The organism is Xanthobacteraceae bacterium, assembly GCA_019454205.1.
Lineage (GTDB): Bacteria > Pseudomonadota > Alphaproteobacteria > Rhizobiales > Xanthobacteraceae.
This window is the reverse complement of sequence record CP075369.1, coordinates 573,669-588,236: the sequence shown is the minus strand read 5'-3', so window position 1 is coordinate 588,236 and position 14,568 is coordinate 573,669. Positions and strand designations below refer to the sequence as shown.

Sequence of the window (14,568 nt, the reverse complement as noted above, 5' to 3'; positions counted from 1 at the left end):
GTTATTTTCCTTGTTTTGCAGGACACCAGTGCCAGGTTAGCAATTCAGGCAGCCGGTATCTTTCGACCGAAGTCACCGAATGCTGGCCCGGGCAAAGCACCCTGCTTTGCGGAGATGATGGCAGCGCAGCGCTCGGTTACTTCCTGCATGTGCTTGAAGAACGCTTTGTCTTGGCCCTGCTTGTATATGGCAGAGCTCACGGCGGCGACGACCGAACCCGATGCGTCACGGATTGGACATCCGACCGCAAAAATATCGACGAGGTTTTCCTCATCGGATACCGAATAGCCGCGAGTTCTCGTGGCACGAATATCGGCGATCAAAGCTCGTGTGTTTACAATACTGTACGGCGTAAGGCGATTGAGTGAGAGTTTTGGCAGCAGGACCTGCAGTTCATCGTCACTCATCGCCGCAAGCAACACCTTTCCTGCAGCAGTAGTGTGTAGCTGACCTGTAACGCCGGTGTTGATACGAAACACATAAGGCTGCGCCCCCTGAATAGCGTAGAGATAAAGCATTACGATATTCGATCGGACGCCAAGATAAACGTTTAGATTTTCCTTTTCCGCCAATTCATGCAGATCGTCGTGGCATGCGCTGTAAAGTGGATTAGCGCGTGTGTATTTCTGACCAATCTCAAATGTTGTTGCTCCGACGCGATAGCGGCGCGTAGCCGGATTCTGCTCTAGAAATCCATCTTCGGCGAGCGTCAACAAGAGACGCGAGGCCTTGCTTTTGTCCAATGACAGCAAGCGCGCGACCTCGCGCACTCCGAGCTCCGGGCCATGCTCTGCGATCGTTCTGAGTATCTTCAGACCATGCCATAGAGACTGATTGATAGACATGACTAGCCTTTAGTGGCCCGAGACAGTTGCGGTAAAAGCTGGCTTTTCCCAGTAGACAACTTTTCGATAAATGGAGCGGACAACAAAATTCGCTGAGACGCCAATTAGAGAAAGCGTGAAAACGGACGTGAACATTGCACCAACATCAAAATTCATCGAAGATGACTGAATTAGATGTCCCAGGCCCTGACGGGCGGCTAGAAATTCGCCTACAACCGTTCCGATCAGCCCAAGTACAATGCTTATCTGCAGCCCGGCGAAGATCGAGTTTGCAGCGCTCGGCAGTTTGACATCCCAGAAAATCAGCCAACGAGGCGCGGAGAAAGCGCGATACAGGTCAACCAAATCTGGATTGGCCGAACGTAGCCCCGTCATGGTGTTGATGAACATTGGGAAGAAACAAATGAGTGCTACCAGCACGACCTTAAAAGTCATGCCAAAGCCAAACCAAACTAAGAGTAATGGTGCCAGCGCCACTTTTGGCATCGACTGAAAACCGACGACATACGGAAATACAATCCGTTCAGCGAGTACGAACTCTGCGACTAACGCGCCCAAGAGAAATGCAATGATACATCCCAGGAAGTACCCTAGAAGCATCTGCAATACCGTTATGCCGATATGAGGAAAAATCAGGCCGCTGGAGTAGAGCACCCACGCCGATTTTGCGACCTCGATCGGACCCGGCAGAAGATAGTTGGGAACGCCGGACCACTTAACGCCGAAATGCCAAATAAAGAAAAAGCAGATTATAGAGATGACGGATATAGAGTAGGATTTAAGCTTCGCCATTCCGCTCACCATCAATGCATTGCAGAGCTGGCGCCGAGCATCTGTCGCAACTGATTTGCGATTTTGCCGAACTCGGGACTGGCCAACGTGTCAAGTGTACGCGGCCTTTCAATATCAACCGGAACTTCCAAGATCTTTGTTCCCGGCCGGCCGGATAATACGACGATCTTATCTGCTAGGAATACTGCTTCGGGAATCGAATGAGTAATAAAGACAACAGTCTTTCGTGTGTTGAGCCAAATAGATTGCAGTTCCATCGTCATGCGCTCCCGCGTTAATGCGTCGAGAGCGGCAAACGGTTCATCCATCAAAAGAACGGCCGGGTCATGAATGAGACCGCGCGCAATCCCTGCTCGCTGTTGCATTCCACCAGAAAGCTCGCGCGGAAGATGATTGGAAAACTTACCGAGGCCTACTAGGTCAAGTAATTCTTGCGCTTTTGCACGGTAATCTGCTGTCGGCAGCCCGAGTGCACGAATAGGAATTAGCACGTTCTCGATTATAGTTTTCCACGGCAAGAGCGTCGGCTGCTGAAAAACGATTCCAACATCGGATCTAGGGCCAGCTATAGGAGACCCCGACAGTTTTGCGGTTCCCACTGACACCGGCATTAATCCGCTCACAACCCGAAGCAAAGTGGACTTGCCGCAACCTGACGAGCCGATCACAGCAACGAATTGTCCCTTCTCGACGTTGAGGTCGAGATCACGCAGGGCCAGAAGTGGGCCCTGCGTGGTCTGATAGACGACCGAGATTCCGTTGATACCAAGTGTTGGAACGTTTGCCATAGATTGCCGATGGATTTTAGGCTGCTTACTTGTATGCCTTCGCCTTCTTCACCACGTCGTCGCGGCTAAAGCGATTGTATTCAGCTACAAATTCGTTGGTGTAGAGCGTGTTGAGCGGAATATTCGCGTTCTGCTCAATTAGACCGCCGAGCTTCAACGCTTCGACGATCAGTTGAAACTCCTTGTCGGTGAAAGCACCGATATTCTTTTCATCCCGCCCGTAAAGCAGATTTTCAAGGCGTGGCTTGAGGATTGCCATCTCGCGTTTAATGTTTTCTTCGTCTGTGCCTGTAGTCGGGCGCATCGTCGGGTATTCTTTCCAGAATGAACGAATGCAGCCTTCTAGATTTGCTTGGCAAGCGATTGCGCCTCGAGACATAGCCCGTCCGAATTTGATGACGAGGTCCGGGCGCTTCTTGATCATCTCGTCGGTGTAAGGAAAGCCGTGGCTCGGCAGGCCCTGATACTCTTTCGGAAACTCGATCCGGCGAATCTTTGTGCCGCCCAGCTCGATCGCAACATGCATCGTATCCCAGAGATTGAGCGCGTCGATTTGCTTGCGACGGAGAGCCTCAAACGCGGGTACTCCTGAACCAACACCGATTTTCTGTACTGTTTTCCAGTCGACGCCTTGGTTTTGTGCCATCGCCTGCGTCATCGCGATATTACCCGAGGTGAGCGCAACAAAACCAATGGTCGAGCCGTTCAGATCAGCGAAAGTTTTGATCCTGCTTTCGTCGAGTACGGCTAACTCCCAAATCGAACGCGGCAGATAATTGTAAGCGAAACGGATCGGGAAGTTCGGCTTACCTTCTTGGCGCGAAATCGGAATCGGTTCCAGTGAGGCGTAGGCAGTGTGAATCGAGCCTTGGAGAAGCTGCGGAATGATGACGCCGGAACCCGCTAGAACAATCAGCTCGACATCGAGTCCTTCGTCCTCGAAGAAGCCAAGGGCCTTAGCAAACGTGAAATTCGCGACGCCGGAGTTAATCGCCGAAGGCCAAGCAAAAACGAACTTATCTTTTGCCGATGCTATCGGCGCCGAAAACACCGCAGCAAGTGCAAAGGCCGATATCGTAACGGCCCGACCGAACGCCTTCAGAACTCTCGAACGCATGACATCCCCTCCGGTGTCTCAAATAATTCCTTTTGCGTCTCAACTATTGATACATGTCAAGCCCGTGTCAAGTTTCCCGTGGTAGATTCAGGCTATTTTCAAAGCAGTCGGTGGCTGAATTTTTTGCCGCGTCGCACAATGAAAACGCCTCCCACTAAGCAGGTGGCAAACGCTCCGCCGCGACAGTGATCGCGCGCGATACGATGCTTACGGTGAGCGCGGCTTTGTATCGATTGTCTTTCATGGGCAGCGCTCCAAAAACGGATGCTGACGCGGCTGACTCAATTGCCTCCGGTGTCAATGATACGCCGCGCAAAACTTCCTCGCTGTGAACCGCTCGCGCCGGCATCGGCGCAACACCGCCCATCAGGATGGCTGCATCTATTAGTCGCGCCTTCGTCCCGATCAGCCGAACCGCGGCGGATGCCTCAGCAAAATCGCCGCGCCAACGTGCATACTTCTCATAGTGGAACGAGGAGTTCTCACTTGGTTGCGGAATATCGATACGCGTGATCAGCTCTCCTGGCTCGAGGACAGTTTCTCCGGCCCAAACATACAGCTGCTCAACCGGGATCCTTCTTGCCATTTCAGGTCCAGCGGTTACCGCTTCAGCACCAAGACACGACAGCATCGGTGCAAGATCGGCCACGCACGGCGCAGCACATCGCCCCGCCCCAAGAATAGAATGATGTCTGCTATCACCGAGCACGGCGTAGCAAGGACATGCCGGACCGGAAAAGCGGTAGCAAGGAGTTGCCGATCGAAAGAACCAGCAACGCTTCTCCTGACAAAGATCGCCAGCGACTGTCGCACGATTACGTATTTGTTGAGTTGCTATGAGCGATGTGCCGCTTGCAAGTCCCGGAAACTTTTTTCCAATTAGCTTGTCATTTACAAGCTGATCGAGCGTTACTGCAGCGCCAACACTTACGAAGTGCTCGTCCTCAGAAATTTCTTTCACCCCGGGAATATTGCTGTACGAAATAAGCTTTTCCGGCCCGTACACACCCTGCCGTATTCCCGGTAACAGGTCCGTACCACCGCCTAGAAAGCGGCTATTATCGGACGAAGCTTCTAAAATCGCCTCTTCAATCGTGTCGACTACTGACGTTTCAAACTTACGAACTTGTGGCCGTACCTTTGCTAGATGTTTTCCAGCCTTCTTCATCACCGGAAACATTACCGGATAGATTTTGCGTACCGCGGCGACTTCTGCGTTAAAAGGTCTCAAATAGGGCTTCAGAGCAAGTTCGCGCTTCTTCTTAGCTTCGATCGCCGCAAGCACTCGTTCTGGCGTTATCGGCAACTTGTAGAATCGCACACCAACCGCATCGGCAACTGCGTTCGCGACTGCTGCGACTGTTGCATTAATTGTTGGCTCGCCAGCGGCCTTTGCACCGAATGGCCCAAGGGCTTCGTTTGTTTCGATGAAATCGATGAAGATATTCGGAGTATCCGCGATCCGCGGGACACGATAATTGATAAGCGAGCGGTTTACGGGCCGGCCGTTCTCAAAGACCACATCTTCACTGAGGGCCATGCCCACGCCCTGCATTATGCCGCCATATGTCTGACCTTCGAGCGCGGTCGGATTTAGAACGCGTCCTACGTCCTGCGCCGATGCAATATTCAAAATGGTCACATGGCCGGTGCCTGGGTCGACTTCGACTTCCACCGCCTGCGCACCGAACGCATACGAAGCAGCGTAATTTCCGTAGCCCGTTACGGGATCGGGTCGTTCCAGCCCAATCGAGTAATGGCCCTCTACTCGGAGTGATCCAAACCTTTGGGCAGCCTGTGACAGCGTCAATTCACGTCGTGCATCGTCAGGATGGACGAAAGCGCCCACTCGATACTCAATTTTTTCAGTTTCGACGTTCCACTCCTGCGATAATCTCGTACGTATTTTGGATATGAGCTCCTTCCCGGCTGCAATCGCAGCATTACCTGTTACGAAAGTGACGCGGGATGCAGCACTGCCGAGATCGTCTGGGGCATGTTCGGTATCCATATGAACGACCGACATGTTATCTGTGGAGATGCCAAGTGTTTCAGCAACGAGCTGCGCTAGAATCGTGTTCTGCCAAGTGCCGGCATCGGCAGTTTGGGTAAAAATCGTGAGATGCCCTTCGCCATCAAGCTCGACGGCAAGGTTCGAGAAATTGCCTTCGGCGTAAAGCACGCTGCCGCTTGGATGAATCATCGAAGCAATACCGATGCCCCGAAACGGTGGAAGCTTTCCTCTTTTCTCCGTCCAACCAATGCGTTCTGATGCCTTACGCAAACAGTCGCTGAGGCCGCAACTCGTGATCTTCCATCCAAGCGGAGTAATATCACCGGGCTGATTTGCGATTTGAATACGATAGGCGACTGGATCGATATTTAGTTGCTCGGCCAGTTCATCGATTTGGCTTTCAATCGCCCAAATGATGCCGGGAGCGCCCATCCCGCGGTAGGAACCGCCAGGAAGCTTGTTTGTGTATACGAGTTTAGCGCGTACGCCCGCGGCGCCCACACGATAAAGATTCGCTATCCGCTGACGCAGTGCAGAAACATACACGGGGCCCATATGGGTGTATGCGCCATTGTCGACAATCGCATCGACTGTTCGCGCTAGAATGTTTCCGCTGCGATCGACCGCCGTTCGGAGTGACATTGATTTGGCATGGTCGCTCTTCCCGGCGATGTACTCTTCGTCGCGGGAAAGCGCTATTTTGATTGGCCTGCCTGTTCGTTTGGAAAGTAGTGCCGCGATCGCGATTTGCTCAGGCGATTGCGACTTACCTCCAAATCCACCGCCAATCGCGACGGGTCGCACTATAATGTTCGCAAGTTCTAATTTGAGAACACGCGCCAGCTCTTTGCGCACGAAGAAAGGCGCTTGTGTTCCGCACCATACCTCCAGTTTTCCGCTTGTCTTGTCGAAAGATGCGACTGCCGCATTCGTTTCCATGCAAACGGGCCAAACAACACCGTGCTCGTAATGACCTTCAACAACAAGAGCTGCTTCTTCGAAGCCCGCATCAACATCGCCAAGCTTTACGTCGACCGCTTGCGCCACATTGGCTGGCAACTTCTCTTTGCGAGGATGTATTTCAATCGCGCCGGATGCTAGCGCTGCCTCAGTAGTAACAGCCGGCGTTTGCTCTCGGTATTTTACTGAGATTGCGCGAACGCCGAGCCACGCGGATTGCGCAGTCTCTGCGGCCACGGCCGCGACCTCCTCGCCGTAAAAGCGCACCTTACCCGTCGCCAGCGGATAGCGATCAGAATAGCCTGCGCCATAATTAACATAGCGCTCGCCGCTGAAATCCGACGATACGACCGCGTCTACAATGCCTGGGACCGCCATTGCTGGCTTAAGATTGATTTCTAAGATATCGGCTGCCGCATGAGGGCTGCGCAGAATCGCGCAATAAAGCATTCCCGGCAGCGTGACGTCGTGAGTGTACTCGGCTTCGCCGTTGACCTTCGTCTGCCCCTCGATCTGCGGAATGCGACGCCCAATTACCTCAGAATGCTGTTTCATTCAGCTGCGACCGCCGCGCGCACAGCTTGTAGAATTTGTACATACCCGGTGCAACGACAGACGTTACCTTGCAAAGCTGTACGGATTTCCTCTTCGGTTGGCCGCTCTCTTTTCGATAGCAGCCCATAAGCAGACATGATCATGCCACTCGTGCAGAAACCGCACTGAAAGCCACCGTGCTCGATGAAGGCTTGTTGCAGAGCGTGAGGTTTTCCGCTTCTGGCGAGACCTTCGATTGTAGTGACGCTTGACCCATGCAGCGTACAAGCCAATGTAACGCAAGAGCATACTGACGCACCGTCTACGATCACGGTGCAGGCACCACATTCTCCGCTATTGCAACCAATTTTCGTGCCGCGCAATTGCAGATGGTCTCTAAGAACATCTGCAAGAGACTCATGCATGTCGACCGTCAGATCTCGATCGACGCCATTAATCGACAAGCTAATTTTGCTACCTGAAATAGATGTTACACTCTTATCAAGCGGCGGCATGGTCATGCCATCAATATCTTCTCAGCGGTGATCGGAAGATTGGTGATGCGCTTTCCTGATGCCGCAGCGATGGCATTGGCGACCGCTGCAGGCGGCTGAATCGACGGTGGTTCGCCCACTCCCTTCGCTCCGTAAGGTCCGGTCACAGAAGGGTAAGTTACCAGGATAATTTCGATCGGTGGAACGTCCATGCTCGTCGGCATTTTGTAGTCCGTTAGATTGCCGTTCTGAACATGGCCTTTCACCATTATTAGTTCTTCGAAAAGCGCTTGGCCCACACCTTGAACTGCCCCACCCTCCAGTTGTCCTTCTAGATAAGTAGGATTGATCGCGTAGCCGACGTCTTGAGCTACGACATATCGATTAATCGTCACTTCACCCAAGACTTGGTCAATTGAAACATCGACTGCATGAACGTGGAAGCTGGGGGACGGCCAACTTGGCGAAAAATGGTTCTGCACTCTAGATGCATCATGCTCGACCGCCGGCGCGATATAGGTTGCTTCTGCAATGAGCCCGCCGCCACCTGCATTGGCTTGTGTGGCCAACTCCGCAAACGTGAGTTTTTTCTCGCCGCTCCAAAATGCTTTTTCTCGCATCTGAAGTGACTGCGCTTCGGCGCCCAACGATTTGGCAGCGCGCTCCCTCATTTTTGCAATAAGCTCGCGGGCAGCTTCACGCGATGCATTGGCGACCGCAAACATTGTGCGGCTACCTTGCGAGCCAAAGTCGTAAGGTGTCGTGAGAGAGTCTGCACTAACGACATTAATATCAGTGACTGGGATTTTTAGTTCTTCCGCGACAACCTGCGCGGCACCAGTCAAAGCGCCAGTACCCATTTCAACAACGCCGACCATCATCGTCAGCGTGCCGTCCTGCATCAACTTCAGATATGCTCCGGAAGAACCGCGAGACGTCATCCACCAGCCGCACGCCAATCCCTTTCCGCGGTTTTGCTCAGGCTTTCTGGAATTCCAGTCGATCGAGGCCGCTGCTTTGTCTAGACATTCTTCAAGACCTACCGCGGTCATCTTCTGACCATTCACGGCGACATCGCCCTCGCGCAGAATGTTTCGCTTTCTCAATTCGAGCGGATCGATGCCTAAGTCGTCGGCGATCATATCCATCTGAGACTCTGTAGCGAAGTTAGGCATTGGTCCTGACGGCGCACGTACTGAACCGTTCGGGTGATTGTTCGTATAAACCGCAATGCCTTCCAATTCAGCATTCGGCAACTTGTAAGGTCCTGCCAGAATCATCGTTGCGGTAGACGCAACTAGCGGTCCCGATCCAGAACAAGCGCCTGAGTCAACAATGACTCGCCCCTTCTTCGCGATTATATGGCCATCTCGATCGACGCCGGTTTTCAATTCTATTGTCGCTGGCTGACGAAAAAGCGCTGCTGTTAGCTCTTCCTCGCTCGTTGACATTACCCGCACTGCACGCTTCGCGGCGCGCGCTAACACCATTGCGTAGTGCTCCATTCCTAGTCGGAGCTTTCCTCCAAAGCCTCCTCCGATACCCGGTACGACAACTCGGATGTGAGAGGGCGGTATGCCAAAGATTTCCGCAAGTGCACTCTGCGTATCGAACAACAGCTGCGCGTTACACCATACGGTCGCCTTATCGCTGTCCGTCCACTGCGCTACCGCGACACGCGGCTCAGTATAACCGGCATGAACCGGGCTTGTTCTAAAAACATGCTCATAAACTCGATAGCTATTCCGAAACCCCTCTTCGACATCACCTACCTTGATCACTGTTCGGCCGCAGCGATTAGCATCGCGCGAAATGATTGGCGCAGCCTTCAGCTCTTTCCAGTTTGGGTGCACGAGAGATGCGTCGCTACGAAGAGCGGTAACCGGATCAAATACGGCCGGTAACTCTTCATAATCTACAACAATGGCCTTCACAGCCTGTTCAGCAGCGTATTCGCTGTCCGCTGCAACGCCGGCAATTGCCTGCCCAACGTGATATACGCGATCGGACGCAAAAACTTCAAAATCCTTGATGAAATTTCCAAAGCGATTCAATTTTTGAGTGCTGCCCGTAACGATCGCCCGAACGCCAGGCATGGATCGCGCGGCGGTTGTGTCAACCCTCAAAATCTTTGCATGAGCATGTGGGCTTCGCAAAACGCGGCCATACAGCATTCCAGGTAAAGCAAAATCGGACGCGTAAACAGCTGCCCCCGTAACTTTTCCAGCACCGTCCAAACGATTTAGACGCTTGCCAACAACATCGAACACTTGGGGTTGAGCGCTCATTTCACACCCATATTCTGCGAGGCATGATGTACTGCTTCGACGATCTTCTTGTATCCGGTGCAGCGGCAAAGAGTGCCGCAGATTCCTTCGCGAATTTCGTCCGGTGTGGGCGATGGGTTTTCTTTAAGAAAGCCCGCGGCGGTCATGATCATGCCTGGGATACAATAACCGCATTGAACCGCGCCGTGATCCAGAAAAGCGGATTGAAGTGCATGTAACCCTTCATCCGTGGCCATTCCCTCGATCGTTGTTATTTCGGCACCTTCACACTGGACGGCGAGGAGGATGCAGGAATTTACGGTACGACCATTCACCAGAACGGCACATACACCACACTCGCCCTCCAGACAGTTTGATTTAGTGCCAGTGAGCGCCAGATCCTTGCGCAAGACTTCGAGCAAAGTCTCAGTCCCACTCGCTTTGACTTGCCACTTCTCGCCGTTAACGATGATGCTCAGTTCAAACATTTTGCCAACCATCTGCGAAGCTATAAGCACTGGGACAAGGCTCGGCCAACTAGGCCTTCGACAACTCGCGTTCGATATTCTGCGGACGCGCGCGAATCCGAACGTGGACTACATTCGGACTTAGCCTGCGCGGCGGCGAGCTTTATCAACTCTGTATCCAACTTCTTTTTCTCAATAAGACGCTCAGCGATCTTTGCGCGTCGTGGTCTTGGACCAACAGCTCCGAGGGATATGCGCGCGCTACTGCAAGTTCCGCCGCTATCAATTTCCAGATTGACGGCTACCGATACAACGGAAATCTCCATTGCCTTTCGTCGTCCAACTTTCAGAAAAACACTTCGATTGCGACCATCAAATCTCTTGAACTGTACGCTCTCAATCAGTTCGCCAGCCCGCAAAGTCGTTTCGCCCGATTTTACAAATAATTGGTCTATCGGAACTTTGCGACTGCCCTCAGGCCCCCTGACTTGAATAGTCGCGTCCAAGGACAAAAGTGCTATTGCGACGTCCGCAGCGGGAGATGCATTTGCCAGATTCCCACCCACTGTGCCGACGTTTCTAATCTGGTGACCCCCTACTACTCTGGCTGCAGCCTGAAGTGCGGAAAACTCCCTTTCAATCGTACGATTGGTTTCAATATCTTTGTGAGTACAGAGGGCGCCAATTTTAATGGCGTCATCACTAACTTCGATCTCGCGCAACGAGCTAAGGCGGGAAATATCGACCAAATCTTCGCTCTTTCGAACGCCTCGGCGCAACTGGATTACAAGATCGGTACCTCCTGCCACATATTTCCAACCATCTTTCAGGCCAGAACTGATCTCTATTGCGTGCTCTACGGAGTTTGCTACGTGCAGATTAAATTTCATTGGCTCAGCTCATCATCTGCTGAAGCGCCGGTCGCCACGCTTCCAAGACAAAGCGTTCTAGCGTTCGTTCCGCAGTCAAGCCTTTTGCTGGAAGTGCAGACAGGATAACGCCGTTTATTCCTGCCTTGAATAGTGACACTAGCTGACTCTTGATATCGGCTGGACTGCCTACCAAAGAAATCGCCTTGATCATGTCGTTCGAAATATCTGATTTAATTGCTTCGTAAGGAGCAGCGCCTTCCTTGTAGTGAACGTGAGCGACCTTCTCTCTTATCCCAGCGGGGATCCCTAAACCTTGAGACTCTAGAGTATCAAAATGAGTTCTGCCCGACGCCAATGTACGTGCGGCGCGCAAACGCAACGCGTCGTACGCGTCAGGTACATTGTCACTCAGTGATATATTTAGCCGGGCTATCAAACGGACGTCACCGGACGCTCGACCCACGCTGGTTGCGGCCTCTTTGACTCTGTTTGAAAAGGCTTGCGCTTCAAGCGCATTGCCACACGCCTCCATAATGACGGCGTCGGCAATCTTTGCACCCAGTTGCTGAACCTGCGGGCCATTTCCAGCAATCCATACGGGAAGCTGTTCTCGCGTGGGCTTGAAACCCAACTTGCCGGCGTCGAACTTAATTATCTCGCCGTCATATGAGACTTCGTTTCCCTTGGAAATCGCTCGAAAAAGCTCGATCGACTCCCTGATGGCCCTCACAGGCTTCGGCCTCGGAGTGCCCATCTCTGCAAAGCCAGACACCCCTGCACCCATTCCCAAAATCGCGCGACCTCTTGAGATGTCATCGAGAGTATGAATTGCCATCGCAGTAAGTGCGGGATGACGAGAAAAAGGATCTGTTACGCAGGGCCCGATATTGATGCTTTTTGTTTGCATCGCGATCACGGTCAACAACGAGTAGACCTCGCGATAAAAACGCTCGTCGGCCATCCAGACGTCAGTAAACCCTAGTTCTTCGGCGAAAGCGGCCTGTTTTGCATGTACGAACGGATCGGAATGGCCGGCCATCAGCATACCGAGAGTCATCGTACCGCCTCCATTGGAATGTATTCGATATCGAAGCCGTAATGGCGCGGACCGAGAGCATTAATGCTCTGTGGCGTCCGATGAATCTCCAAAGCAGGTGCGACTATCACCGCAACATTCGTTCCGCTTTCGAGGTTTGTATTTGTGGAAGGCTCGCCTGTTTTTTCATCCACTACGCATATCAAGTCGGGCGCAGTATATTTTGGCACATCTCCAATCCAGACGATGTGATTCTCATTCTTCAAAAAAATGCGTGTTTCTGGAGCGTTGTTCGAAGCAATGCGCAGCTCGCCAAACATATAGCCGTCTCGGCTTTCCCAATCTTTGGCAATCAGCTTTCCTCGAGCAACAACAGCTCCGTTAAGCTCACGAGCCGCCGCTTCCGCGGGATCTTTTCCTGACGAACGCGACGCCGCGATCAATCGACCAAGGCGAAGCGCTCGAGTAAGACCGCCGCCGGTCGCAACACGTTTCAACGTACGCCCGTCAACAATGAATGCCGCTCGAGCACATTGCGCACGCATGTCAGCGAGCTTCGTGACGGAACTGATAGCCTTTCCGAGCCGTTCGGCCTGCTTGGAGCTATGGCAGCCCGATACGGTCAAAAGCGTACCCCAGGGGTCCGCAAATACCGCTGGGGTAACCGATACTCCGGCCAACGCGACAGTGCTCTGGCTCATTTCTGGAATCGCGCGGCCACCAGCACAATCGCAGTCAATCATGTCCACACCCGCAGCAAGCGCCGCTGCAAATGGTGTCGTCGTATTTCCGGCGCCAATCTCGATAGGAAAAACGCCGGAAATCTTTTTGTTTGTCTGCCGCTCCAACTCTCTTAATGCGAGAAGCATCGGCTGCCGGTCATCCATCGCTTCTGGGTAACCAGCGGCAACGAGCTCAGCTTGGCTCAGAGGTGCAGTCGGTGCGATCGAACCAAGTCCTGATAGCGAACAAAAAAATGCATCGTCAGAAATTGTGTCGAGTGAACGCCAGCGGAGTTCGTCTCCGCGAATAATGTAGGGAGCTAGAGCGGCGTGCCCCGCTTCGGGACGACCACCCCCGCCCGTTCCAAGTAGAGTTAGGCCGCGAATAAAGTCGGCCAAATCCGTCGGATTAGAGAGCCTATTCACAGAGTGCATGTGTCTCAATAATTGCTGTTGCTATCTCAACTGGTGAGACATAGCTTTCCTGTCGCTTGGGAGTCAATTCTCCAGGCTTGTATTACTGGTGTTTTTTGAAATGAAGATCGCGATCCCGGCCGAAACCGAACAGGGCGAGCCGCGCGTCGCGGCTACGCCCGATACCGTAAAACGCTTCACCAACCTCGGCGCCAAGGTCGCCGTCGATAAGGGTGCGGGCCAAAAGGCCGGCATCCTCGACGCCGACTATCAGGCGGCGGGAGCCGAGATCGGCAGCGGGGTCGCGAAGGACGCCGACGTTGTCCTGAAAGTCCGCCGCCCGACGAAAAGCGAGATGGGCGCATACAAGCCTGGCGCACTCGTTATTTCGATCATGGATCCGTACGGCAACGAGGCCGCGCTGAAAGATCTGGCGGCGGCGAAGCTGAGCGCATTCGCGATGGAGCTGATGCCGCGCATCACCCGCGCGCAGGTGATGGACGTGCTCTCGTCGCAGGCGAACCTCGCGGGCTATCGCGCGGTGGTGGACGCCTCCGCCGAATTCGGCCGCGCATTGCCGATGATGATGACGGCGGCCGGCACCGTGCCGGCGGCGAAAATCTTCATCATGGGTGTCGGTGTTGCCGGCCTACAGGCGATTGCGACCGCGCGCCGTCTCGGCGGCGTGGTGACGGCGACCGACGTGCGTCCCGCCACCAAAGAACAGGTGGAATCGCTCGGCGCGAAGTTCCTGGCGGTCGAGGACGAAGAATTCAAGAACGCGCAGACCGCCGGCGGTTACGCCAAGGAAATGTCGAAAGAGTATCAGGCCAAGCAGGCCGCGCTGACTGCCGATCATATCAAGAAGCAGGACATCGTGATCACGACGGCGCTGATTCCGGGCCGTCCCGCGCCGCGCCTGATTTCGAAAGAAATGGTTGCGTCGATGAAGCCGGGTTCGGTGATCGTCGATCTCGCGGTCGAGCGCGGCGGCAACGTCGAAGGCGCGGAACCGGGCAAGATCGCGGAAGTGAACGGCGTGAAGATCGTCGGCCACCTCAACGTCGCGGGCCGCTTAGCTGCGACCTCGTCGGCGCTCTACGCGAAAAACCTATACGCCTTTGTCGAAACCATGTTCGACAAGGAAAAGAAGTTTGCGCCGAACTGGGACGACGAACTCATCAAGGCGACCCTGCTGACCAAAGACGGCGCGGTCGTCCATCCGAATTTCATGCCGAAGGGGTAG

At 53.6% G+C, this 14,568-nt stretch carries 12 protein-coding genes; 1 reads left to right on the top strand and 11 read right to left on the bottom strand.

The annotated features are described in order from the left end of the window. Positions 1 to 44: 44 nt before the first annotated feature. From KF794_02845 to KF794_02795, 11 genes are all read right to left on the bottom strand, one after another. Entirely contained in the window at positions 45 to 845 is an 801-nt protein-coding gene (locus KF794_02845) for an IclR family transcriptional regulator (GenBank protein ID QYK45652.1), read from the bottom strand. 9 nt (positions 846 to 854) lie between these two features. Beyond that, complete coding sequence (locus tag KF794_02840; protein QYK45651.1) at positions 855 to 1,637, bottom strand: ABC transporter permease; 783 nt, start codon at positions 1,635 to 1,637, stop codon at positions 855 to 857. An 11-nt stretch (positions 1,638 to 1,648) separates the two neighbouring features. After that, positions 1,649 to 2,425: an ABC transporter ATP-binding protein gene (locus KF794_02835; GenBank protein QYK45650.1), complete on the bottom strand. Its 777-nt coding sequence runs from the start codon at positions 2,423 to 2,425 to the stop codon at positions 1,649 to 1,651. A 25-nt stretch (positions 2,426 to 2,450) separates the two neighbouring features. Further along, a complete protein-coding gene (locus KF794_02830) occupies positions 2,451 to 3,542 on the bottom strand; it encodes an ABC transporter substrate-binding protein (GenBank protein QYK45649.1) in 1,092 nt (363 codons plus the stop codon). 154 nt (positions 3,543 to 3,696) lie between these two features. Next, the gene (locus tag KF794_02825) at positions 3,697 to 7,071 is read right to left on the bottom strand and encodes a molybdopterin-dependent oxidoreductase (GenBank protein ID QYK45648.1); all 3,375 of its coding nucleotides are present in this window, start codon (positions 7,069 to 7,071) and stop codon (positions 3,697 to 3,699) included. Then, positions 7,068 to 7,565 (bottom strand): (2Fe-2S)-binding protein, encoded by a 498-nt coding sequence (locus tag KF794_02820; protein ID QYK46570.1) that lies wholly within the window; start codon positions 7,563 to 7,565, stop codon positions 7,068 to 7,070. The genes KF794_02825 and KF794_02820 overlap by 4 nt, the downstream gene beginning before the upstream one ends. A gap of 2 nt (positions 7,566 to 7,567) precedes the next feature. Further along, the gene (locus tag KF794_02815; GenBank protein ID QYK45647.1) at positions 7,568 to 9,832 is read right to left on the bottom strand and encodes a xanthine dehydrogenase family protein molybdopterin-binding subunit; all 2,265 of its coding nucleotides are present in this window, start codon (positions 9,830 to 9,832) and stop codon (positions 7,568 to 7,570) included. Beyond that, positions 9,829 to 10,311: a (2Fe-2S)-binding protein gene (locus tag KF794_02810; GenBank protein QYK45646.1), complete on the bottom strand. Its 483-nt coding sequence runs from the start codon at positions 10,309 to 10,311 to the stop codon at positions 9,829 to 9,831. Before KF794_02810 ends, KF794_02815 begins: the two co-directional genes overlap by 4 nt. Positions 10,312 to 10,319: 8 nt before the next feature. Continuing rightward, positions 10,320 to 11,168, bottom strand: coding sequence for a xanthine dehydrogenase family protein subunit M (locus KF794_02805; protein QYK45645.1), 849 nt, complete (start codon positions 11,166 to 11,168; stop codon positions 10,320 to 10,322). 4 nt (positions 11,169 to 11,172) lie between these two features. Next, positions 11,173 to 12,207 (bottom strand): LLM class flavin-dependent oxidoreductase, encoded by a 1,035-nt coding sequence (locus KF794_02800; protein ID QYK45644.1) that lies wholly within the window; start codon positions 12,205 to 12,207, stop codon positions 11,173 to 11,175. Next, complete coding sequence (locus tag KF794_02795) at positions 12,204 to 13,307, bottom strand: DUF917 domain-containing protein (GenBank protein ID QYK45643.1); 1,104 nt, start codon at positions 13,305 to 13,307, stop codon at positions 12,204 to 12,206. Before KF794_02795 ends, KF794_02800 begins: the two co-directional genes overlap by 4 nt. A gap of 136 nt (positions 13,308 to 13,443) precedes the next feature. Here KF794_02795 and KF794_02790 point away from each other — a divergent pair, with 136 nt between their 5' ends. Further along, positions 13,444 to 14,568, top strand: a complete 1,125-nt coding sequence (locus KF794_02790) for a Re/Si-specific NAD(P)(+) transhydrogenase subunit alpha (GenBank protein ID QYK45642.1) — start codon at positions 13,444 to 13,446, stop codon at positions 14,566 to 14,568.

What these genes read in the sequence shown, in the direction of transcription:
- KF794_02815 (QYK45647.1), bottom strand. Translation starts at nt 9,832, where the DNA reads ATGAGCGCTCAACCCCAAGTGTTCGATGTTGTTGGCAAGCGTCTAAAT.
- KF794_02820 (QYK46570.1), bottom strand. Translation starts at nt 7,565, where the DNA reads ATGCCGCCGCTTGATAAGAGTGTAACATCTATTTCAGGTAGCAAAATT.
- KF794_02810 (QYK45646.1), bottom strand. Translation starts at nt 10,311, where the DNA reads ATGGTTGGCAAAATGTTTGAACTGAGCATCATCGTTAACGGCGAGAAG.
- KF794_02825 (QYK45648.1), bottom strand. Translation starts at nt 7,071, where the DNA reads ATGAAACAGCATTCTGAGGTAATTGGGCGTCGCATTCCGCAGATCGAG.
- KF794_02800 (QYK45644.1), bottom strand. Translation starts at nt 12,207, where the DNA reads ATGACTCTCGGTATGCTGATGGCCGGCCATTCCGATCCGTTCGTACAT.
- KF794_02835 (QYK45650.1), bottom strand. Translation starts at nt 2,425, where the DNA reads ATGGCAAACGTTCCAACACTTGGTATCAACGGAATCTCGGTCGTCTAT.
- KF794_02790 (QYK45642.1), top strand. Translation starts at nt 13,444, where the DNA reads ATGAAGATCGCGATCCCGGCCGAAACCGAACAGGGCGAGCCGCGCGTC.
- KF794_02840 (QYK45651.1), bottom strand. Translation starts at nt 1,637, where the DNA reads ATGGCGAAGCTTAAATCCTACTCTATATCCGTCATCTCTATAATCTGC.
- KF794_02845 (QYK45652.1), bottom strand. Translation starts at nt 845, where the DNA reads ATGTCTATCAATCAGTCTCTATGGCATGGTCTGAAGATACTCAGAACG.
- KF794_02805 (QYK45645.1), bottom strand. Translation starts at nt 11,168, where the DNA reads ATGAAATTTAATCTGCACGTAGCAAACTCCGTAGAGCACGCAATAGAG.
- KF794_02830 (QYK45649.1), bottom strand. Translation starts at nt 3,542, where the DNA reads ATGCGTTCGAGAGTTCTGAAGGCGTTCGGTCGGGCCGTTACGATATCG.